Origin of the sequence: Streptomyces sp. NBC_01176 (assembly GCF_045039825.1) — a bacterium.
GTDB lineage: Bacteria > Actinomycetota > Actinomycetes > Streptomycetales > Streptomycetaceae > Streptomyces.
Genome location: NZ_CP108600.1, coordinates 6,132,764 through 6,154,175, shown reverse-complemented (window position 1 = coordinate 6,154,175; position 21,412 = coordinate 6,132,764). Strand labels below are relative to the sequence as shown.

Annotated in this window: 17 protein-coding genes; 6 read left to right on the top strand and 11 right to left on the bottom strand. The window is 72.3% G+C overall.

Annotated elements, in window-relative coordinates:
• The first annotated feature begins 310 nt into the window (after positions 1–310).
• Together OG199_RS26560 and OG199_RS26555 are read left to right on the top strand one after the other, a co-directional pair.
• Positions 311–2,143, top strand: a complete 1,833-nt coding sequence (locus OG199_RS26560) for a glycoside hydrolase family 3 protein (protein ID WP_405831592.1) — start codon at positions 311–313, stop codon at positions 2,141–2,143.
• 111 nt (positions 2,144–2,254) lie between these two features.
• Positions 2,255–2,887, top strand: a complete 633-nt coding sequence (locus tag OG199_RS26555) for a hypothetical protein (protein WP_401804042.1) — start codon at positions 2,255–2,257, stop codon at positions 2,885–2,887.
• Positions 2,888–2,911: 24 nt separating this feature from the next.
• Here the strand turns inward: OG199_RS26555 and OG199_RS26550 are convergent, their stop codons facing one another.
• Positions 2,912–4,354, bottom strand: coding sequence for a S28 family serine protease (locus OG199_RS26550; protein WP_405831590.1), 1,443 nt, complete (start codon positions 4,352–4,354; stop codon positions 2,912–2,914).
• Positions 4,355–4,495: 141 nt separating this feature from the next.
• Positions 4,496–4,885: a hypothetical protein gene (locus OG199_RS26545; RefSeq protein WP_356797476.1), complete on the bottom strand. Its 390-nt coding sequence runs from the start codon at positions 4,883–4,885 to the stop codon at positions 4,496–4,498.
• A 179-nt stretch (positions 4,886–5,064) separates the two neighbouring features.
• On the opposite strand from OG199_RS26545, the gene OG199_RS26540 reads away from it, so the two are divergent.
• Positions 5,065–5,571: a hypothetical protein gene (locus OG199_RS26540; protein ID WP_356797474.1), complete on the top strand. Its 507-nt coding sequence runs from the start codon at positions 5,065–5,067 to the stop codon at positions 5,569–5,571.
• An 11-nt stretch (positions 5,572–5,582) separates the two neighbouring features.
• On the opposite strand, the gene OG199_RS26535 is transcribed toward OG199_RS26540, so the two are convergent.
• From OG199_RS26535 to OG199_RS26520, 4 genes are all read right to left on the bottom strand, one after another.
• Positions 5,583–9,302, bottom strand: a complete 3,720-nt coding sequence (locus OG199_RS26535) for an ABC transporter ATP-binding protein (RefSeq protein WP_356797472.1) — start codon at positions 9,300–9,302, stop codon at positions 5,583–5,585.
• 77 nt (positions 9,303–9,379) lie between these two features.
• The gene (locus OG199_RS26530; protein WP_405831587.1) at positions 9,380–9,550 is read right to left on the bottom strand and encodes a hypothetical protein; all 171 of its coding nucleotides are present in this window, start codon (positions 9,548–9,550) and stop codon (positions 9,380–9,382) included.
• Positions 9,551–9,740: 190 nt separating this feature from the next.
• Positions 9,741–10,682 carry a serine hydrolase gene (locus OG199_RS26525; protein ID WP_405831585.1) on the bottom strand — a complete coding sequence of 314 codons (942 nt, stop codon included), beginning with the start codon at positions 10,680–10,682 and terminating at the stop codon, positions 9,741–9,743.
• 56 nt (positions 10,683–10,738) lie between these two features.
• Positions 10,739–10,924, bottom strand: coding sequence for a hypothetical protein (locus tag OG199_RS26520; RefSeq protein WP_405831583.1), 186 nt, complete (start codon positions 10,922–10,924; stop codon positions 10,739–10,741).
• 268 nt (positions 10,925–11,192) lie between these two features.
• On the opposite strand from OG199_RS26520, the gene OG199_RS26515 reads away from it, so the two are divergent.
• A complete protein-coding gene (locus OG199_RS26515) occupies positions 11,193–11,999 on the top strand; it encodes an endonuclease (RefSeq protein WP_356797468.1) in 807 nt (268 codons plus the stop codon).
• Positions 12,000–12,084: 85 nt separating this feature from the next.
• Here the strand turns inward: OG199_RS26515 and OG199_RS26510 are convergent, their stop codons facing one another.
• The 3 genes from OG199_RS26510 to OG199_RS26500 all read right to left on the bottom strand — a co-directional run bounded on the left by OG199_RS26510 (position 12,085) and on the right by OG199_RS26500 (position 16,628).
• Complete coding sequence (locus tag OG199_RS26510) at positions 12,085–13,773, bottom strand: thiamine pyrophosphate-binding protein (RefSeq protein WP_356797466.1); 1,689 nt, start codon at positions 13,771–13,773, stop codon at positions 12,085–12,087.
• Positions 13,770–14,762 (bottom strand): agmatinase, encoded by a 993-nt coding sequence (speB, locus tag OG199_RS26505; protein ID WP_356797464.1) that lies wholly within the window; start codon positions 14,760–14,762, stop codon positions 13,770–13,772. Before speB ends, OG199_RS26510 begins: the two co-directional genes overlap by 4 nt.
• Positions 14,763–15,158: 396 nt before the next feature.
• Entirely contained in the window at positions 15,159–16,628 is a 1,470-nt protein-coding gene (locus OG199_RS26500; RefSeq protein ID WP_356797462.1) for a sodium:solute symporter, read from the bottom strand.
• A 258-nt stretch (positions 16,629–16,886) separates the two neighbouring features.
• Here OG199_RS26500 and OG199_RS26495 point away from each other — a divergent pair, with 258 nt between their 5' ends.
• Both OG199_RS26495 and OG199_RS26490 read left to right on the top strand, forming a co-directional pair.
• The gene (locus OG199_RS26495; protein ID WP_405831581.1) at positions 16,887–18,461 is read left to right on the top strand and encodes a PucR family transcriptional regulator ligand-binding domain-containing protein; all 1,575 of its coding nucleotides are present in this window, start codon (positions 16,887–16,889) and stop codon (positions 18,459–18,461) included.
• A gap of 143 nt (positions 18,462–18,604) precedes the next feature.
• Positions 18,605–19,393, top strand: coding sequence for a phosphatase (locus OG199_RS26490; RefSeq protein ID WP_405831579.1), 789 nt, complete (start codon positions 18,605–18,607; stop codon positions 19,391–19,393).
• A gap of 87 nt (positions 19,394–19,480) precedes the next feature.
• Here the strand turns inward: OG199_RS26490 and OG199_RS26485 are convergent, their stop codons facing one another.
• Positions 19,481–20,455, bottom strand: coding sequence for a cation diffusion facilitator family transporter (locus OG199_RS26485; protein ID WP_356797458.1), 975 nt, complete (start codon positions 20,453–20,455; stop codon positions 19,481–19,483).
• A gap of 19 nt (positions 20,456–20,474) precedes the next feature.
• Positions 20,475–21,365, bottom strand: a complete 891-nt coding sequence (gene tesB / locus OG199_RS26480; RefSeq protein ID WP_356797456.1) for an acyl-CoA thioesterase II — start codon at positions 21,363–21,365, stop codon at positions 20,475–20,477.
• Positions 21,366–21,412: the final 47 nt, after the last annotated feature.

Here is a 21,412-nt window from a genome sequence, read left to right as displayed (position 1 = left end):
GGACCCGCCCGGCACTCCCGTACCGACTTCGGCGATCGGCCGGAATCCGGGAACCCGGACCCGTGCCGGCCCGTCCAATCCGCATGCTGCCGCACGAGTCTCGCAGTGCGGTGTCGGCCTCGCTGCTGGCTGCGATCGCTGACCACCCTCTCCGCCGCCTGCGGCCGGCAGCACGCCGTCACCGGCGCGCCCCCCTCCAACTGCGCCGGTGACGGCCCCTGTCCGGCTACTGTGCACACCCTTGACTGGAAGAAACTTCCCGGATATTCGTGTCTCCTCGGAAGTTTCCTTCACGAGGGAAGGAGCGCTCGTGCGCGACTCCAGCACGGGAAGCACCGCACCACCGTCCAGACGTACGGTTCTCGCCGCCACCGCCGCGACCACCGCCGCTCTCGCCCTGGGCGGCGTCCCCGCCCGGGCCGCCGGGGGCCATCATGACGAAACGTCACTCCGCGCCCTGATCTCCCGCATGACGCTGGAGGAGAAGGTCGGCCAGCTCTTCGTGATGCGGGTGTACGGCCACTCGGCCACCGCCCCCGACCAGGCCGACATCGATGCCAACCTCGCCGAACTCGGCGTCAGAACGGCCGCGGAACTGATCGCCCGCTACCGCGTCGGCGGCATCATCTACTTCACCTGGGCCCACAACACCCGTGACCCGCACCAGATCGCGGCTCTGTCCAACGGCATCCAGCAGGTCTCCCTGGCCCAGCCGCGCGGCCTGCCCGTGCTGATCTCCACCGACCAGGAGCACGGCATAGTGGCCCGGGTCGGCAAGCCCGCGACGCTCTTCCCGGGCGCGATGGCGCTGGGCGCGGGCCGCTCACGGGAGGACGCCCGCACGGTGGGGCGGCTCAGCGGGACCGAACTGCGCGCGCTCGGCATCCGGCAGGACTACTCCCCGGTCGCCGACGTGAACGTCAACCCGGCCAACCCGGTCATCGGCGTGCGCTCCTTCGGCGCCGACCCGGACGCGGTGGCCGACCTGGTGACGGCCGAGGTGCAGGGATACCGCGGCGCGGGCGTGGCCGCCACGTCCAAGCACTTCCCGGGGCACGGCGACACCGCCGTGGACAGCCACTTCGGCTTCCCGGTCATCACGCACAGCCGTGAGCTGTGGTCGGATCTCGACGCCGTGCCCTTCCGCGCCGCGATCCGGGCCGGCATCGACTCGATCATGACCGCCCACATCATGGTCCCGGCGCTCGACCCGGCCGGCGACCCCGCCACGCTCTCCCACCCGATCCTCACCGGCATCCTGCGCGAGGAACTCGGCTACGACGGTGTCGTGGTGACGGACTCGCTCGGCATGGAGGGCGTGCGCACGAAGTACGGCGACGACCGCGTCCCCGTGCTGGCCCTGAAGGCCGGCGTCGACCAGCTCCTCAACCCGCCGTCCATCGACGTCGCCTGGCACGCCGTGCTCGACGCGGTGCGCGGCGGAGAGCTGACCGAGGCGCGCCTCGACGAGTCGCTCCTGCGCGTCCTGCGCCTCAAGGCGAGACTCGGGCTGCTGGAGAACCCGTACGTCGGCGACGGCGGGGTCGACCGCGCGGTCGGCACCGCGGCCCACCTCAGGGCGGCCGACCGGATCGCCGAACGCACGACGACCCTGCTGGTCAACCAGCGCGGCCTGCTGCCGCTCTCCCGCCGTACGCACAGGAAGGTGCTCGTCGTGGGCGCCGACCCCGCCTCGCCCTCCGGCACCGACGGGCCGCCCACCACCGTCCTCGCGACCGCCCTGACCGCGCTGGGCTTCACGGCGACGGCGCTGTCCACGGGGACGACGCCCACCGAGGCGGCCATCGGGCAAGCGGTCACGGCGGCCTCGGGAGCGGACGCCGTCGTCGTCGGGACGTACAACGTCACGGCGACGAGTTCCCAGCGGACGCTCGTCGACCGGCTGGTCGCCACCGGCGTCCCGGTCGTCGTGATCGCCATCCGCAATCCGTACGACGTGGCGCATCTACCCTCTGCCGACGCCCACTTGGCGGCCTACTCCTGGACGGACGTCGAACTGCGGGCCGCCGCACGGGTGATCGCCGGGCGGGCGAAGCCGCGGGGCCGGCTTCCGGTCGCGGTGCAGCGGGCGGACGACCCTGCTCAGGTGCTGTATCCGATCGGGTACGGAATGACGTATTAGCCCTACGTCGCAGACCGGACGCACCACCCCCGACAGACGCAAAGCACCCCGGATGTCTGGCGTGTGCCCGCCGCGGCGGGTCACGCTGGGCAGGGGTATCGGGGGGAAGACATGCGAGCCAGCTCGGTGGGTCGGCGTTGCCTCGGGGCGGTGTGCGCGCTGCTGCTGGCCGCCGCCGCGCTCGCCGGCTGCGACCGCTGGTCGGACTCCGGCGACGCCGAACCCCGCCCGGTGACGACCTCGGCCAGACCCTCCGGCTACGGCGCGGTGTTCCTCGAGGTCGCCGAGTGCAGTTCCTTCGGGACCACCAGCTTCACCGAGGTGCCCTGCACCAGCGAACGGGCCGCCGCGCGCGTGATCGCCCGCTACGACGGCAGGGTCGCCGACGGCCCGCTGTGCCCGCCGGCCACCGACTTCGTCCTGCACATCAGCGAGACCCGGCCCACCGCGGACGGGAACGGCGACGCCGCGGTCCCGCAGGGCTACGCCTGCATGCGCAAACTGGAGGCCCCGCACCCCGGCGACCCGGGCGGCGGCGGAGGCCCCCGCACGATCGTCGGCGACTGCGTGTACAGCGCGGGCAGCGGTCAGGTCCGCGAGACCGCCTGCGACGGCAAGGGCAGGAAGGCCCCGCAGTACCGGGTGACCTCGGCGGTCGTCGACCGCTCCGAGTGCCCGTCCAGCACCGCTCTCTACGTCCAGTTGGGCGGCGGCAGACCGGTGGGCTGCGCCCGCCCGGTGTGACCGGCGGGCGGGCGCAGTCGCGCCTTACGGGCGCAGCGCGGGCTCGCGCTCGATGTCGCGCCGGTCGAGCCTCGCGTCGAATCCGGCCAGCGGCCGGGCCGCCGACGGGTCGGCCTGGACGGCCGCGGAGGCGACACCGGCCCATTGCAGGATGCGGGCCGTCGCGAGCGCCTTCTCGTCGGGGACGAGACCGGCGACGTTGGCACCGTGGTTGAGGCCGGGGGCCGTGAAGACGTAGGCGTCACGGGCGCCCCTGCCGAGGCGGAAGCGCTCCGCGCCCCACGGGTCGTTCTGGCCGTAGACGTACAGCATGTGGTGGGCGTGGTGCGCGACCCAGGTGTCCACGTCCCGCATCGCCGACCGCTGGAAGGTCATCGGGATGGAGCGCGGCACGAAGTTCCGCGGCGGCTGGTAGCCGTAGCGGATCAGCTTCTTCTCGATGGAGGGGAAGTGGATCGTGGGCGCGCCGAGCTGGGTGCCCGCCTGGTAGTAGTACGGCGTGTACGTCTCCAGGCCCTGGTCGGTGTAGGCCGAGAAGCCGGAGATGGTGTCGACGGAGTCCCAGATCGCGTCGTCCGTGGCGTGCGGCGCGTCGGCCGGGATCGTCGCGCAGTCGGCGAGCAGGCTGTACTGCCAGAAGCCCCACACGTAGTCGAGGACGACGGCCTCGTAGGCCTTGTCCAGGCTGCCGATCGTGGTGAAGGTGTAGCCGTTGTCGGCCGCGTACTGCGCGTACTTCTTCTCCAGCGGCTCCCGGCGCACCAGCGCCTCGCGCTGCACCGCGTTCAGCCTGTCGCGGCACTCCTTGGTGCCGACGTTCCTGAAGAAGCGGTCGTACGCCGAGTCCTCGTCGTTCACCACGTCGTTGGGGGCGACGTAGGCGACCACGCCGTCCATGTCGCGCGGGTAGAAGCGCTCGTAGTACGTGGCGGTCATGCCGCCCTTGGAGCCGCCCGTCGAGATCCACCTCTGGGTGTAGATCGGCTTGAGGGCCTCGAAGATGCGGTGCTGGTCACTGGCCGCCTGCCAGATGTCGAGCTTGGACCAGTCGGCCGGCTGGGGGCGGGACGGGGTGAAGAAGCGGTACTCCATCGAGACCTGGTTGCCGTCCACGATCTGGGTCGGCTCGCGGCGGCTCGGCGTCGTGGAGACGTTGTAGCCGCCGGTGTAGAAGACCGTCGGGCGTGCGGTGTCCTTGTGCAGCACCGTGATGCGCTGCTGGAACGTCCCCCTGGACGGGTGCCGGTGGTCGACCGGCTGGGTGTAGTCGAGGACGAAGAAGCGGTAGCCGGTGTACGGCTTCTCCTCGATCAGGCTCATGCCCGGTATCGCGAGGAGACGGTCCTTGATGTCCCCGGTGGTCGTGCCGGTGGTGGCCTCCGGCTGGGCCGCGGTGGCCGCCCCGGCCGTGCTCAGCGTGCCTATGAGCACCGTGAGCGCGAGCAGCCATCTGAGCGCCTTGCGCATGCACCCTCCCCTGGAGTTACACAGATGTCCGCCGGAACCTAGCGGAGCAATGGGTGTGACACCAGGGGGACTTGAGGGAACCCTGTGACTTCTCTGTGATTCAGCCGGGAATCGCCGGGCCTCCGGCCGGGACCGATCGGCTCAGCACAGGATCCAGCCCGAGCTCACGGAACCCGAGCCGACCGAGCCCCTGATGCGGACGCAGCGGTGGCCCGCGTGGACGGTGACCGGGCCCGCGTGGTGCGCGAAACGGCCCGCGTCGACCACCGGCCGGTTGCCGCGCGCCTGCACGCTGACCGACATCGGCCGCTTCTGCGCCTGCTGCTTCTTGGGGACCGTCACGGCGCAGACGTAACCGCCGTTCCGGTAGAGCTGCACCGAGCCGGTCGCGAAGGGGACCGTGCGCACCTTGCGTCCCGAGCAGTACGAAGCGGCCTGCGCGCTCCCCGGGCACACCAACGCGAGCAGCCCGGAGGCGGTCAGCACAGCCAGGCCGAGCGCCACGCGCCGACGGATCGCACCACTGTCCACAATCGCCCCTCCCCGACCATTGAGCGTACTGGTGTACGGACGCAGAACATATGTCGGATGGTTGCGCGCCGGCCATCCACCCCCGTCCGGTGACCCGGACGGGTTTTTTTCCGCTTTCGGGGCAACCGCACCGCTTTACCCGGTGTCCAACTGGTCAGAAAAGCGAAAGGTGGTATCCGATGTCCCGCACGTCCCGTTCCCGTTCGATCCGGTTCCGCACGTCCCGTTCCCGCGCCGTCGTCGGCGCGTTCGTCGGCGCCGCGGTCCTCGCCGCGGCCGGTGCCTCCGTGCCCGCGTTCGCCGGTTCCCCCGCTCCCCCGCCCGCACGTGGCGGCGCCAACGGCCCGGCGTACGACCGGGTGGCCGACTTCTACGGCGCCTACATCGACGCCGTGACCGACCAGGGCGCCGGCCGTCTCGGCTCCCAGCTGCGCTCGTTCTACCTGACCTCGGACCTGCGCACCCGGCTGGCCCGGTGGGAGAGCCGTGAGCACGCCGACGGCGTCCTGCGCGCCCAGGACGTGCCGCGCGCCTGGAAGGTGACGGCGGGCGACAGCGGCGCGGGCCACACCTGGTCGACCGTCCGGCTGACCTGGGGCTCCGCGCAGCACCCGACGTACACCTATCTGGCCGTCCAGTCGGATCTGTCGACGAAGAAGATCTCCGACATCAAGCAGAAGGGCTGAGCGGGCGGGCGTCAGGCGGTGGAGCCGACCGGCTCCTCCGGCTCCGACGCCCCCACGAAGGTCCGCCACAGCTCCGCGTACCGGCCGTCGAGCAGGAGCAGTTCGTCGTGCGTGCCGTCCTCCGCGACCCGGCCGTGGTCCATGACCACGACCCGGTCCGCGCGGGCGGCCGTGGTCAGCCGGTGGGCGACGACCAGGGTCGTACGGCGGCCCGCGAGCCGGTCGGTGGCCTGGTTGACCAGGCTCTCCGTGGCGAGGTCGAGCGCGGCGGTGGCCTCGTCGAGGAGCAGGACGTCGGGGTCGACGAGTTCGGCGCGGGCCAGCGCGATCAGCTGGCGCTGGCCCGCGGAGAGGTTGCGGCCGCGCTCGGCGACCTCGTGGAGGTAGCCGCCGTCCAGCGTGGCGATCATCTCGTGCGCGCCGACCGCGCGGGCGGCGGCCTCCACCTGGGCGTCGGTGGCGCCGGGGCGGCCGTAGGCGATGGCGTCGCGGACCGTCCCCTGGAAGAGGTACGCCTCCTGCGGGACCACACCGAGCCGGTGGCGGTAGGAGGTGATGTCGAGGGCGCGCAGGTCGGTGCCGTCGACGGTGACCCGCCCGCTCGTCGGATCGTAGAAGCGGGCGACCAGCTTCACCAGCGTCGACTTGCCCGCACCGGTCTCACCGACGAAGGCGACGGTCTGCCCGGCCGGGATGCTCAGGGAGACACCGCTGAGGGCCTCCTCGTCGTCGCCGTACGCGAAGCCGACGTCCTCGAAGGCGATGTCGCCGCGCAGCGAGAGCACCTCCAGCGGCTCGGCGGCGGCCTGTGTCGACGTCGGTTCCTGGAGCAGCTCCTGGATGCGGCCCAGCGACACCGTCGCCTGCTGATACCCGTCGAAGACCTGGGAGAGCTGCTGCACGGGCGCGAAGAACAGATCGATGTAGAGGAGGTAGGCGACCAGCGCGCCGGTCGTCAGCGTCCCGGCGTCGACCCGGTGCGCGCCCACCATCAGCACCGCGGCCGCCGCGACCGACGACAGCAGCTGCACGAAGGGGAAGTAGACCGAGATCAGCCACTGTCCGCGGATGCGCGCCGCGCGGTAGCCGGCGCTGCCCTCCGCGAACCGCCGGCTGCCCGCGCGCTCGCGCCGGAAGGCCTGCAGGATCAGCAGTCCGGAGACCGACTCCTGGAGGTCGGCGTTGACCGCCGAGACGCGCTCGCGGGCGAGTTCGTACGCCTTCACGCTCGCCCGGCGGAAGAAGAACGTGCCGACGACCAGCGGCGGCAGGGTCACGAACACGACCAGCGCGAGCTGGACGTCGATCACGAGCAGCGCGCCCATGATGCCGAAGAAGGTGACGACGGAGACGAACGCGGTGACCAGGCCGGTCTGCAGGAAGGTGGACAGGGCGTCGACGTCGGTCGTCATCCGGGTCATGATCCGCCCGGTCAGCTCCCGCTCGTAGTAGTCGAGTCCGAGGCGCTGGAGCTGCGCGAAGATCTTCAGGCGGAGCGAGTACAGGACCCGCTCGCCGGTCCGTCCCGTCATCCGCGTCTCGCCGATCTGCGCCGACCACTGGACGAGCACGGTGACCAGAGCCAGGGCCGCCGCGGCCCAGACCGCGCCGAGGGCCATCCTGGAGACACCCTGGTCGATGCCGTGCCGGATCAGCACGGGCAGCAGCAGGCTCATGCCGGCGTCGACGGCGACCAGTCCGAGGCTCACCAGGAGCGGGAGTCCGAAGCCGCGCAGCAGCCGGCGCAGTCCGTACGACTCCTCGGGCGTGACCGCGCGTGCCTCGTCGATGGCCGGGATGTCGGTGGCCGGGGGCAGCGCCTCGACCTGGGCGAGGAGCTCGGGCGTGGCCGGCATGCCCGCCAGCGCGTTGTCCCGGGGCTCGCGGTCGCCGGTCCACAGGTGCGGGGTGACACCGCGCTCGGCGTCGAACTCGGCGTCCAGTTCCTCTCGTACCGAGGTGTCCTCGGCCGCGGCCACGGGCTGGGCGTGTCCCGGGGAGACCCCGCCCAGTTCGTCCGGGTCGGTGAGCAGCCGCCGGTACAACGGGGAGCGGTCCTGGAGCTCTTCGTGGGTGCCGATGTCGGCGAGCCGGCCGCCGTCGAGCACGGCGATGCGGTCGGCGAGGTTGAGGGTGGAGCGGCGGTGCGCGATCAGCAGGGTCGTGCGGCCCTCCATGACCTGTTTCAGCGCTTCGTGGATCTCGTGCTCGACACGGGCGTCCACGGCGGAGGTGGCGTCGTCGAGGACGAGCAGGCGCGGGTCGGTGAGGATGGCGCGGGCGAGGGCGACCCGCTGGCGCTGGCCGCCGGAGAGGGTCAGGCCGTGCTCGCCGACCTTGGTGTCGTAGCCGGCGGGCAGCTCGGTGATGAAGCGGTCGGCCTGGGCGGCCCGGGCGGCCTGCTCGATCTCCTCCTGGGTGGCGTCGGGGCGGCCGTAGGCGATGTTGGCGCGCACGGTGTCGGAGAAGAGGAAGGAGTCCTCGGGGACCAGGCCGATCGCGGCGCGCAGCGACTCCTGCGTGAGCTCGCGGACGTCGTGGCCGCCGACGAGGACGGCGCCGTGCGTGACGTCGTAGAAGCGGGGCATCAGCAGCGACACCGTGGACTTGCCGGACCCCGAGGAGCCGACGACGGCCAGGGTCTCGCCGGGCCGGATCTCGAAGCTCAGCCCGTTCAGCACCGGCCGGCCGTCTTCGTAGGCGAAGGACACGTCGTCGAACTCGACGGTCGCGGGCGCGTCGGCCGGGAGGGCCTTGGTGCCGTCCTGGATGGCCGGTTCGGTGTCGATCAGTTCGAGCACGCGCTCGGCGCCGGCCCGGGCCTGCTGCCCGACGGTGAGGACCACCGCGAGCATCCGGACGGGCCCGACGAGCTGGGAGAGGTACGAGGAGAACGCCACGAACGTACCGAGCGTGATCTGTCCCCGTACGGCGAGCCAGCCGCCCAGCGCGAGCATCGCGACCTGGCCGAGGGCGGGCACGGCCTGGAGCGCGGGGGTGTACCGGGCGTTGAACCGGATGGTCCGCATCCGTCCGGCGAAGAGCCGTCGGCCGACCTCCCGGAGCTTGCCGGTCTCCTGCTCCTCCTGGCCGAAGCCCTTGACCACGCGGACGCCGCTGACGGCGCCGTCGACGACGCCCGCCACGGCGGCGGCCTGGGCCTGCGCGTACCAGGTGGCGGGGTGCAGCCTGGAGCGGCTGCGCTTGGCGACGAACCACAGGGCGGGCGCGACGGCCAGCGCGACCAGGGTGAGCGGCAGGGAGAGCCAGGCCATGATCCCGAGCGAGATCAGGAAGAGGAGCACGTTCCCGATGGTCATCGGGAGCATGAAGAGCAGGCCCTGGATCAGCTGGAGGTCGCTGGTGGCCCGGCCGACGACCTGTCCGGTGGACAGTTCGTCCTGGCGGCGTCCGTCGAGCCGGGTGATCGTGTCGTACATCTCGGTCCGCAGGTCGTGCTGGACGTCGAGGGCGAGGCGGCCGCCGTAGTAACGGCGGATGTAGGTGAGGACATAGACGACGACGGCGGCCGCTATCAGCGCGCCCGCCCAGGGGGCCATGGAGCGGGTGTGGTTCCCGACGACGTCGTCGATGATCACCTTCGTGATCAGCGGGACCACCGCCAGCACGGCCATGCCGCCGAGCGCGGACCCGAGCGCGAGCAGCACGTCCTTCGGGTACCGCCACGCATACCCGGCGAGTCGCCCTGCCCATCCCCGTTGACCTGCCACGCCGGTGCCTTCCGTAGATCTCACTCCGCCGGAAGACACCAACGCCGAACGAAGCGGATTTCATCCCTCCGCAACAATCATTCCCTCACCGTCCGTGGCAGTCGCACGCGCAGGGAGTACGGACGGGTGAGCCGCGCCGTGTTCCGGTTGTCGTCGCCGACCAGGGGCAGGCCGGGGCGGCCGTCCCCGGTGGGGGGGGTGAACGAGGACCGGCCGACGAGCGCGGCGGCGGCTCCGTCGCGGTTCACGGCGGATGAGAGATCGCCGACGAAGGTGCCCTCGCTCGTACGTCGTCCGGAGCCTGCCGGGGCGGCTGGATGGCGAGGGAGGGCGAACGGGCGGGGCCGGTGGGGCCCGGGCCGGGCCGGCGGCGGTCGGCGAGGCGGCCGCCGCCGGCCCGCGGTGACCGCTGTCGGCTCGCGGCGCGGGTGACCGCTGTCAGCTCGCGGGCGCGGGCACGGACGCCTCCTGCGGGGTGCCGGTGGGCACGTACCGCAGCACGCTCGCGCCGCTCTTGGCGGTGGCCGGCACGAGGTCCTTGTGGATCGCCTTGGCCACACCCTGGATCGTGCTGACGCCGTAGCTCATGGTGCTGTTCCCGTGGGTGAGAACGGTGATCATGTAGTCGTGGCCCGCACCGTTGAAGGTGCCGATGCTGTGGACGCGCCAGCCGTGCGTGGAGCGCGACAGCCAGCCGTTCTTGACGTGCACGGCGACCGAGGAGGGCGCTCCGGCCGGGGTGCCCCAGCGCTGCGAGGAGATGACCTTGCCCATCAGCTTCAGCTCGTACGCGCGGGAGTTGTCGCTCAGCACGGAGTTCTTGGCGGTGAGGAGCGCGAGCAGCTTCTGCTCGTCGCGCACGGTGATCTGGGTGAGACCCCAGTAGCCGTTCGCGCCCGGCTTGGTCTCGGTCATCCCGGCGGCGGCGAGGAAACCTTTCACCTTGGTCACGCCGAGCTGGTTCCACAGCGAGGTGGTCGCGGCGTTGTCCGACTTGGTGATCATGGCCGTGGTGAGCGTCTGCTCACGGCTGGTCAGATACCGGTTGTGCTTCTTCGCGTCCCACAGCAGCGTGGCCAGCACGGTGGCCTTGACCACACTGGCGGAGTCGTAGGCGGAGGTGGCGCGCAGGGTGCAGGTCGTCTTCGTCGTCCGGTCGTAGAGGCCGACGGCGATCGTGCCCGCGCGGTTCTTCACGGCCGCGGTGATGTCCTTCTGCAGCTTGGCGGCCAGGCCCGCCTTGGCCGAGGTGCAGCTGACCTGCGGCGCAGCGGCGGCCGAGGCCGGTGCCGCGGCCGCGGCCGCCGCGAACGGCACGAGCACCCCGGCGCCGAGGCTCGCTGCGAGCATCCGGGCACGCCGGGATATCCGGTGAGTCATGGAGGTTCCCCATCCCCTGTCGACCAGTACGAGCGCGCCTGCGGCGCACCCGACTGTCATGACTCGCAGGGGTGACCGAAAGTTGTACGTGCGTTCGTGGGGCGCGCGTACGTGCCGTCGCGTCGCCGCCGGCGTCCCTCACCTGTGCGCCGGGTCGCGACCGCCCGGGTGAGGAAGAACGCCACCGCGGTGAAGGAGAGCGCGTACAGCAGGACCGCGTCCACCGGGCCGGGTTCGGCCACGGCGACGCTCCGCCGCCCGGACCCGTCGGACGTCGGCCGACCCCCTCGGATACCGCCGACCGGCTCCAGGAACCCGGCCCCCGGCACCCCCGCGGCCCCCGACCCCTCCCCGGCCGGGGGCCGCTCGGCGCGTCACGCCGCCCACCCGGAAGGCGACCTGCCGGATTCCGACACGGAACCGACACCGCCCGTTCATTGCCCGCATCGCATGTCCATGTCACGCTCCCGTTGCCTGCTCAATCAACACGCGTAGAACGGACTCCCCACGATGCCCGCGACAACGCACATACGCCGCTGGAAGACGCTGGCGCTGACCACATCCGCCGTACTGGTGGGCCTCACCCTGCCGACGGTCGCCGCGACCCCCGCGAGCGCCACGACGACCGTGTACGACAGCACGTACTACAAGAACGCGGTCGGCAAGACCGGCGCGAGCCTCAAGTCCTCGCTGCACACCATCATCAGCAGCCAGAGCAAGATCTCGTACTCCGCGGTCTGGAACGCGCTGAAGGTCACCGACCAGGACCCGAACAACAGCAACAACGTGATCCTGCTGTACAGCGGCGTCTCCCGCAGCAAGTCCCTGAACGGCGGCGACGTCGGCGACTGGAACCGTGAGCACACCTGGGCCAAGTCGCACGGCGACTTCGGCGAGGTGACCGGCCCCGGCACCGACCTGCACCACCTGCGCCCCGCCGACGTCCAGGTCAACGGCGTCCGCGGCAACCTCGACTTCGACAACGGCGGCAGCGCGGTGACGAACGGCGGCGGCAGCCGCGTCGACTCCGACTCCTTCGAGCCGCGCGACGCGGACAAGGGCGACGTGGCCCGCATGATCCTCTACATGGCCGTGCGCTACGACGGCGGCGACGGGTTCGCCGACCTGGAGCCGGACGAGAAGGTGAACAACGGCAGCGCGCCGTACATCGGCAAGCTGTCCGTGCTGAAGCAGTGGAACGAGCAGGACCCGCCGAGCGCCTTCGAGGAGAAGCGCAACCAGGTCATCTACGACACCTACCAGCACAACCGCAACCCGTTCATCGACCACCCGGAGTGGGTCGAGGCGATCTGGTAGCGGCCCGTCCGGCTGCCGCGCTCGGTGCGGCAGCCGTTGGGTCCGGCCGTCGTTCGGTCCGGCAGTCGTTCGGTCCGGCGGCCGCTCAGCCGTCGAGGTGCGTGGGCGCGAACATCCGAAGGACCGCCGGGAGCAGCACCACCGACGGTCCGGGGGTCGCCAGCGCCTTCGACAGGTCCGCTTCGAGCGTCCCGGGGGTCGTACGGATCCCCGGGACACCGAAGGACTCGGCGAGGGCCACGTAGTCCGGGCGTGCCAGTTCCGTCGCCGTGGCCTGGCCGAAGGCGTCGGTCATGTACTCGCGCAGGATGCCGTAGCCGCCGTCGTCGACGATCAGCCAGGTGACGTCGAGGCCGTACTGCTTCGCCGTGGCCAGCTCGGCGATCGAGTACAGCGCTCCGCCGTCGCCGGAGACCGCGAGGACCGGGCGGGTGGGGTCGGCGGCCGCCGCTCCGAGGGCCGCCGGGAAGCCGTAGCCGAGGCCGCCGGCGCCCTGGGCGGAGTGCATGGCGTTGGGCCGGCGCGGGTCGAAGGCGGACCACGCCCAGTACGCCAGGATGGTCATGTCCCAGAAGGACGGGGAGCCGTCCGGCAGGGCGCGGCGCACGGCCGCCAGCACGTCCTGTTCCAGGGTGAGTTCCTGCGCGGCGATGCGCTCGCCGACCCGGGCGAGCAGCGTGCGCACGCGCTCGGGCGCCGTCGGGTCGGGGCGCTCGTCGACCGTCTCCAGGAGCGCGGAGAGCGCGAGCCTGGCGTCGGCGTGGATGCCCAGTGCCGGATGGTTGGACTCCAGTTTGCCGAGGTCGGCCTCGATCTGGATCACCCGGCCGCGGGGCTTGAACGTGTGGTAGTTCGACGAGAGTTCACCCAGGCCGGAGCCGACCACCAGCAGGACGTCCGCGTCCTCCAGGAGGTCGGTGGTGTGCCGGTCCTCCAGCCAGGACTGGAGGGACAGCGGGTGGTTCCAGGGGAAGGCGCCCTTGCCGCCGAAGGTGGTGACGACGGGGGCGTTCAGCCGCTCGGCGAGCTGGAGCAGCTTGCCGGAGGCGTCCGCCCGGACGACTCCGCCGCCCGCGATGATCGCGGGGCGGGCGGCCGTGGACAGCAGGTGGGCGGCGACCGCGGTCAGTTCGGGGCGCGGGACCACTTCCTCGGGGGTCGCGTCCATCGCGGTCACGACCGGCAGGTGCGTCGGGGCGAGCAGGACGTCCTGCGGGATCTCCACCCAGACCGGGCCGTGCGGGGCCGTCAGCGCCGACTCCCAGGCCGCCGCGAGGGCGGAGGGGATCTGGGACTGCGTGCGGACGGTGTGCACGGACTTCACGACGCCCCGGAACGAGGCCTGCTGGTCCGGGAGTTCGTGCAGATAGCCGTGGCGTCCGCCGCCCAGTCCGGCGGTCGGGATCTGGCTGCTGATGGCGAGGACGGGGGCCGAGGCGGCCTTGGCCTCCTGGAGCGCGGCCAGCGAGGTCAGCGCCCCCGGGCCGGTGGAGAGCAGCAGCGGCGCGGCCTCCCCCGTGATCCGGCCGTACGCGTCCGCCGCGAACCCGGCGTTGTTCTCGACGCGCAGCCCCACGTACTGGAGCGACGAGCGGCGCAGCGCGTCGAACATGCCCAGCGCGTGCTGGCCGGGCAGGCCGAAGACGGTGGTCGCGCCGAGCCCGGAGAGGGTCTCCACGACCAGGTCCCCGCCGTTGCGGCCGGGGGGCGGGTTCAGCGCGGCCTCCGTCTGCGCCGCCGACGGACGGAGTACCAGGTCGTGGTCGTGGGTCACTTCGCTGCCTTCTCCTGGGCGATCTGGCGGGACATGATCGTGGTCAGTTCGTACGCCGTGTGGGACGCGGCGACGGCGGTGATCTCGGCGTGGTCGTAGGCGGGCGCGACCTCGACCACGTCCGCGGAGACCAGGTTGCAGGAGGACAGGCCGCGCAGGATCTCCAGGAGTTCGCGGGAGGTCATGCCGCCCGCCTCCGGGGTGCCGGTGCCGGGCGCGTGCGCCGGGTCGAGGCAGTCGATGTCGATGGAGATGTAGAGCGGGCGGTCACCGATGCGCTGGCGCAGCTGGTCGGCGACCTCGTCGGCGCCGCGGCGGTAGATGTCCGCCGAGGTGACGATGCCGAAGCCCATCTTCTCGTCGTCGGTGAGGTCCTGCTTGCCGTACAGGGGGCCGCGGGTGCCGACGTGGGAGAGGGCGGAGGTGTCGAGGATGCCCTCCTCGACGGCGCGGCGGAACGGGGTGCCGTGGGTGTACTCGGCGCCGAAGTACGTGTCCCAGGTGTCGAGGTGCGCGTCGAAGTGGAGCAGGGCGACCGGGCCGTGCTTCTTGGCGACGGAGCGGAGCAGGGGCAGCGCGATGGTGTGGTCGCCGCCGAGGGTCATCAGCCGGGCGCCCGTGCCGAGCAGCTCGTCGGCCGCCGCCTCGACGGTCTCCACGGCCTCGTTGATGTTGAACGGGTTCGCCGCGATGTCGCCGGCGTCGGCGACCTGGGCGAGGGCGAAGGGGGACGCGTCCTGCGCCGGGTTGTACGGACGCAGCAGGCGGGAGGCCTCCCGGATCGCGTTGCCGCCGAAGCGGGCGCCGGGCCGGTAGGAGACCCCGGAGTCGAACGGCACGCCGACCACGGCGACGTCGGCGGTGCCGACCTCGTCGAGGCGGGGCAGCCGGGCGAAGGTCGCGGGGCCGGCGTACCGCGGGACGCGGGACGAGTCGACGGGGCCGCGTGGCTGACTGCCGCCTGCTGCCGGGTTCTCGGTGCTGCTCATCGTCGGACTCCTCCAGGTGATACCGGTGATGCGTGGTACGGGTGATACGGGTAGTACGTCTTCCAGTGTCGCGGACCCCGGTCACCGGGGTCCGCCCGGCCCGGCCGCCCCACGACGACCGGCCCGAAACTCTTCAGCCCTCCTCGGCCGCCGGGCCGCCGGCCCCGGGAGGCGACAGCGTCCCCTTCAGGGTCCGGCGGGCGAGGAGGCCCCTTCACGGCCCCGGGGAGGGCAGCGCCCCCTCAGGGGCGCGGGAAACGGCGCGACCAGCCGCGAACGACCCGCGGCCACACACGTCCCCCAGCGTTCCCGGGCCCTCGGGGGCCGGGACCCCGGGGCTCAGGAACCCGGGACCCCGAGAGCTCGCGCCCCGAGAACCCGGGGACCGATCCCCCCTCAGGCCGACACCCTCTCCCCCTCCACCGAGGGAACCCCACGCCCCGCCAGCCGCTCGCGCCAAGCGACCAGTACCGCCGGGTCGGTCGCGGGTGTGACCAGGGACACGATCACGTACACGACCAGGGAGGACAGCAGCCCGTAGTAGACCGGCTCGTTGGCGAGGATGCCGAACGCCGCCATCAGTCCGACGACCGCGAGCCCGCCGACCACGACGGACGCGAGCGCGCCCTGCGCGGTCCCGCGCTTCCACAGCAGTCCGCCGAGGATCGGCACGAGCAGCCCGCCGACGAGCAGGTTGTACGCGACGGTCAGCGCCTCGACGACGTTGTTGAGCGCGATGGCGGTGCAGATCACCGCGACGCCCATGACGAGGATGAAGAGCCGGTTGCCCTTGACCTCGTCGTGCTCGCCGCCGTGCTCCTCGCCCGCGGGCCGCACGGCTCCGCGCAGCCGGGACCAGATGTCGTTGTTGGCGACGGTGGCGCAGGCGATCAGCGCGCCGGAGGACGTCGACATGACGGCCGCGAGCGCCGCGGCCAGCACCAGCCCGCGCACGCCGACCGGGAGTTCGTCCTTGACGATGGTCGCGAAGGCGGCGTCGGCGCTGGGCAGCGTCGGGTAGAGGACCTTGGCCGCCGTGCCGATGACGGCGCCCGCGACGGCGTACACCAGGCAGTAGGTGCCGGCGACCGTGCCGCCCCACCTCGCCGTGGTGTCGCCGCGGGCGGTGAACACGCGCTGCCAGATGTCCTGGCCGATGAGCATGCCGAACGTGTAGATGAGCACGTAGGTGAAGATCGTCTCGCCGCCGATGCCCAGCGGATCGAAGTACTCGGTGGGCAGCTTGGCCTTCATCTCGCTGAACCCGCCGGCCTTGACGACCGCGATGGGCAGGAGCAGGAGCAGCACACCGATGGTCTTGACCACGAACTGCACCATGTCGGTGAGGGTGATCGACCACATGCCGCCGAGCGTCGAGTACGCGACGACGATCGAGCCGCCGATGATGATCGCGAGCGTCCGGTTCATGTCGAAGAGGACGTCGAAGATCGTGGCGTACGCGATGGTCGAGGTCACCGCGAGCATCAGGGTGTACGCCCACATGACGACGCCGGAGATGACACCGGCCCGGCCGCCGTAGCGCAGGTCCAGCATCTCGGAGACGGTGTAGACCTTCAGCCGGGCGATGCGGGCGGAGAAGAAGACGGAGAGGGCGAGCAGACCGAGCCCGATGGTGAACACCATCCAGGCCCCGGAGAGCCCGTACTGGTATCCGAGCCCGACGCCGCCGATCGTGGAGGCACCGCCGAGCACGATCGCGGCCATGGTCCCGGAGTACATCACGGGCCCGAGGCGGCGTCCCGCGACGAGGAAGTCGCTCTTGGACTTGGCGCGGCGCATGCCCCACCAGCCCATGGCCAGCATGCCGGCCAGATAGACGACGATCACTGTGTAGTCGACGGCCATGCGGGGCCCTCCTTCGCTCACTCTCGGTGGCGTGTCGTGCAGATGCGGACGGGGACGCGGCCGGGGCGAGCGCGGTCCGGCCGGGAAGACCGGCGGCGGATCCGCGAGCGGTTCCCGCCCGGTCGGTGCGGCAGCGGACCGCGGGGACAAACGCCCGTACCCGCGGCTGCCGACGGCACGACCCTAGGTGGCCGGAAGACGACTCTGAAGTGTACTTTTCATCCACTGTCGCCGAACCGGATGGAGGGAATGTCCAGCATGCCGGACGCATCCGCCCCGTCAGGCCCACCGCCCTCGTCCGCTCCCTCGGCTCCACCGGTCCCGCCGGCACCGCCGGTCCCGCCCACCCCGCCGGTCCCGCTGAGCGCGCTGCTGGCCCGGGAGGACCTGGCCCTGCGTCGCATCGCGGGCCCCTCGGACCCGGACACGGTGATCCACTGGGCCCACACCTCGGAGATGGCGGACCCGTACCCCTATCTGCTGGGCGGCGAGCTGCTGCTGACCGCGGGCGTGCACGTCCCGGAGACGGCGGGCCCGGCCGCGGACGCTCCCGGCCGGACGGAGTCGCGGCTCAGGGAGTACTTCGACGGCTACGTCTCCCGCATCGTCGCGGCGGGCGGCGCGGCGCTGGGCTTCGGCGTGGCGCCGGTGCACGACACGGTTCCGCGCGCGCTGGTCGAGGCCTGCGACGCCCACGGCCTGCCGTTGATCGAGGTGCCGCCCGAGACGACCTTCTCGGGGGTGGCCCGCGCGGTCTGGCAGCTGATGGCCCAGGCCCGCCTGGCGGAGCTGCGCCGGGTCACGGAGGGCCAGCAGAGTCTGGCCGCGGCGGCGGCCCGCCCCGACCCGGTGCCCGCGGTGCTGCGCCAGCTGGCCCAGCGGGTGTCCGGCCGGGCGGTGCTCTACGGGCCGGAGGGGGCGGAGCTGGCGGGTGCCGGAAGGACCCAGGAGGCGCCCGTCGCGCGGGCCCTCGCCGGGCTGGCGGCGGTGGTGCGCCCCGGGGAGACCCAGGGTCCGACCCCCTCCTCCGCCAGCGACACCGTCCAGGGAACCCATCTCGCCGCCTACGCCCTCGGCGGCGGGCAGGGCTTCGCCCTCGGCGTGGCGGCGCCGCGCCGCGACCCCGGCGACCACACCATCGCCTCCGTCGCGGCCGTGCTGCTCTCCCTGCTCACCGGGGAACAGCAGAGCGGGAGCGGCGCGGCCCGGTCGGCGGCGCTCGTCCGGCTGCTGCTCGGGGCCGCGCCGGAAACGGTCGCACCCCTGCTGGGCGGGGAACGGTGGACGGTCGTGCACGCGCGGCCCACGGCGGACGGTCCCGCTCCGGACGCCGTCGCCGCCTCCGCGCTGGGGACGGCACTGGGCTCCGCGCTCATCGACGCCGGCGGCGACGTGGTGCGCGTCCTCGTACCCGGCGACGGCGAGCCGACCGCCCAGCAGGGCTGGACCTGCGGGGTCAGCGCGCCCGTCGGTCCGCACGAGTGGGCGCTCGCCGACACCCAGGCCGCCCGGGCGCTGGCCCGCGCGCGGGCGACCCGTACGGCGCTGGTACGCCACGCGGAGCGTCCCGCGCTCGCCGACCTCGTTCCCGCGGCCGACGCGGAGGCCCACGCCCGCGCCCTGCTCGCACCCATCACCGCGACCCCGGCCCTCACCGAGACCCTGCGCACCTGGCTCTCCCTGCACGGCAGTTGGGACCGCACCGCGGTGGCCCTCGCCGTGCACCGCAACACCGTGCGTCAACGCGTGGCGCGCTGCGCGACGTTGCTGGGTGCCGATCTCGACGACGCCGACGTGCGCATGGAGTTGTGGTTCGCGCTGCGGGAGCGGTGAGCGGAACGCCCGGGAACGGCGTGGCGGGCGGGGACCGGGCGGCACGCCGAGGTCCGCGCCCGCGCTCCCCCGTCGCGAGTGACGCGCGTCCCAGGGCTCGGGACAGCCGTTCCCCGGGCGGGACGCCCCGGCACAATGGGGGCATGCCAATATCCGGGACCCCCAACCGCAGCGAGCTCGTCGACCACCTCGTACGGACGCGTATCGCGGGCGATGTCGCCACGCCCCGCGAGAACAACCTCTCCCACTACCGCAAGCTCGCGAACGGCGACCGCAACTTCTGGCTCGGCCTGGAGCTCGGTGACCGCTGGACCGACGAGCAGGACGTCCTCGCGGTGATGGCGGAGCGGTGCGGTGTGAACGACGACCCGGAGTACCGGTACGGGCAGGACACCATCGACCCGGAGCTGACGGTCGACGCCCTGGACCGGATGGCGGCACGGCTGCGCAAGGCGGCGGCCGCGAAGGAGCGGGTGCTGTTCGCGACCGGCCACCCGGGCGGGCTCCTCGACGTGCACCGCGCGACCGCCGCCGCGCTGCGTGCCGCGGGCTGCGAGATCGTCGTCATTCCCGAGGGGCTGCAGACCGACGAGGGGTACGTCTTCCAGTTCGCGGACGTCGCGGTGCTCGAACACGGCGCGACGCTCTGGCACACCCATTCGGGCGAGCCGATGCGGGCGATCCTCACCGGGCTGGAGCGTGAGGGCCGCCCGCTGCCCGGCCTGGTCGTCGCCGACCACGGCTGGGCCGGCTGCGCGGGCCAGCTCGGCGTCGACTCCATGGGCTACGCCGACTGCAACGACCCGGCCCTCTTCCTCGCCGAGTCCGAGGGCACCGTCCAGGTGACGATCCCGCTCGACGACCACGTGACGAGTCCCCGGCACTACGACCCGATGACGGCGTATCTGCTCAACGCGGCGGGCCTCGCCTGACACAGCCGCTTCGAGGAGACGCACCGCGTCCGACGCCGCACGCCGGTCCAGCGGGAACTCGGGGACTCGGGGACTCCCGGACGGCCCTCAGGGCCAGGGGTTCAGCCCCTCGGCCCGGCGTTGGGCGTGGCCCGGGGTCGGGTCCAGGTACACCCGGCTCACCACCGGGAACGCCTCCCGCAGTCGCTGTTCGGCCTGTTCGCAGGCCCACTCGATCTGCGCGGCGGTCGACACGTCGCGGAAGTCGACCTTGGCCGCGACGAGCGCCTCGCGCGGTCCCTGGACCAGGGTCGTCAGCTCCAGTACGGCCTCCACGTGCTCCACCGCGAGCAGTTCGGCCCGGATGCCCTCCCGGACGGCCTTCGGCAGCGGACGCCCGATGAGCAGCTCCGCGTTGGAGCGGCCGAGGACCCAGGCGACGTACAGCAGCAGGAGGCCGATGCAGAGGGACGCGACGGCGTCCCAGACGCCGGAGCCGGTGAGCTGCCCGCCGAGCAGACCGCCCGCGGCGAGGACGAGACCGATCAGCGCGGCCGAGTCCTCCAGGACCACGGCCTTCACGGCGGTGTCCGGGGTGTGGCGGAGGTAGCGCTTGAAGGGCGCCCCGATCCGTGCCGCCTCACCGCGCGCCTGCCGGACGCCGGTGCGCAGGGAGTAGCCCTCCAGCAGGAAGGCGACCGCGAGGACGACGTAGGAGACGAGGGGATTGCCCAGTTCCTCGCCCGCCACGAGGGTGTGCACCCCGTCGTAGATCGAGAAGACCGCGCCGCCGACGAAGGTCGCGACCGCCGCGAGCATCGCCCAGATGTAGCGTTCGGGCCCGTATCCGAGGGGGTGTTCCTCGTCGGCCGGTTTCTCGCTGCGCTTGAGCGCGGTGAGCAGCAGCACCTCGGTGACCGTGTCGGCCACCGAGTGCGCGGCCTCGGACAGCATCGCGCTCGATCCGCTGATGACGCCCGCGACCGCCTTGGCCACCGCGATCCCCAGATTGGCGAGGGCGGCGACGATCACCGTGACCGTGCTCTCGCCCGCGCCGTCGTCGTCCTGTGCAGCTTCAGTCATGCCCCAGTCTTACCGGGGATCAGGGCATCTCACGGGGGATCCGGACGACGCCCTCCTGGATCACCGAGATGGCCAGCCGGCCGTCCTGGGTGTAGATCCGGGCCTGGCCGAGCCCGCGGCCCCCGGACGCGGACGGGGACTCCTGGTCGTACAGCAGCCATTCGTCGGCGCGGAAGGGCCGGTGGAACCACATCGCGTGGTCGAGCGAGGCCCCGACGACGTCACCGGTCACCCACCCGCCGCGCCCGTGCGCGAGCAGGATGGAGTCGAGGAGCGTCATGTCGGAGACGTACGTGGCGAGGACGACGTGCAGCAGCGGTTCGTCGACGGCGCCGTCGAGTTTGCCGTTGGTGCGGAACCACACCTGGGAGTGCGGTTCGCGGGTCTCGCCCACGGTGCCGTAGGGCGGCGGGTCGACATAGCGCAGGTCGACGGACTCGCGCGCCTCCAGGAGGCGTTCCACGACGACGGGGTCCTTGAGGACGTCGGCGTAGCGCGGCAGCAGCTCGGCGGCCGTGGGCAGCGTCTCGGGGTCGGGCGCGGGCGGCATCGGGGCCTGGTGCTCCATGCCCTCCTCGTGCGCCTGGAAGGACGCGGAGAGGTGGAAGATCGGCTGCCCGTGCTGGACGGCGACCACCCGGCGGGTGGTGAAGGAGCGGCCGTCGCGGATGCGGTCCACCGAGTACACGATGGGCGCGCCGGGGTCGCCCGCACGCAGGAAGTAGGCGTGCAGGGAGTGGGCGAACCGGTCCTCGGGGACCGTGCGGCCCGCCGCGACCAGCGCCTGCGCGGCGACCTGCCCGCCGAAGACCCGGGGGACGACGGCGGAGCGGGACTGCCCGCGGAAGATGTCCTGCTCGATCCGCTCCAGGTCGAGCAGATCGAGCAGGGACTTCAGTGCCTGACTCATGGTGTCAGTTGTACCGCGCAGTTGTTTCCGGTGATCCTTCGCGGGCC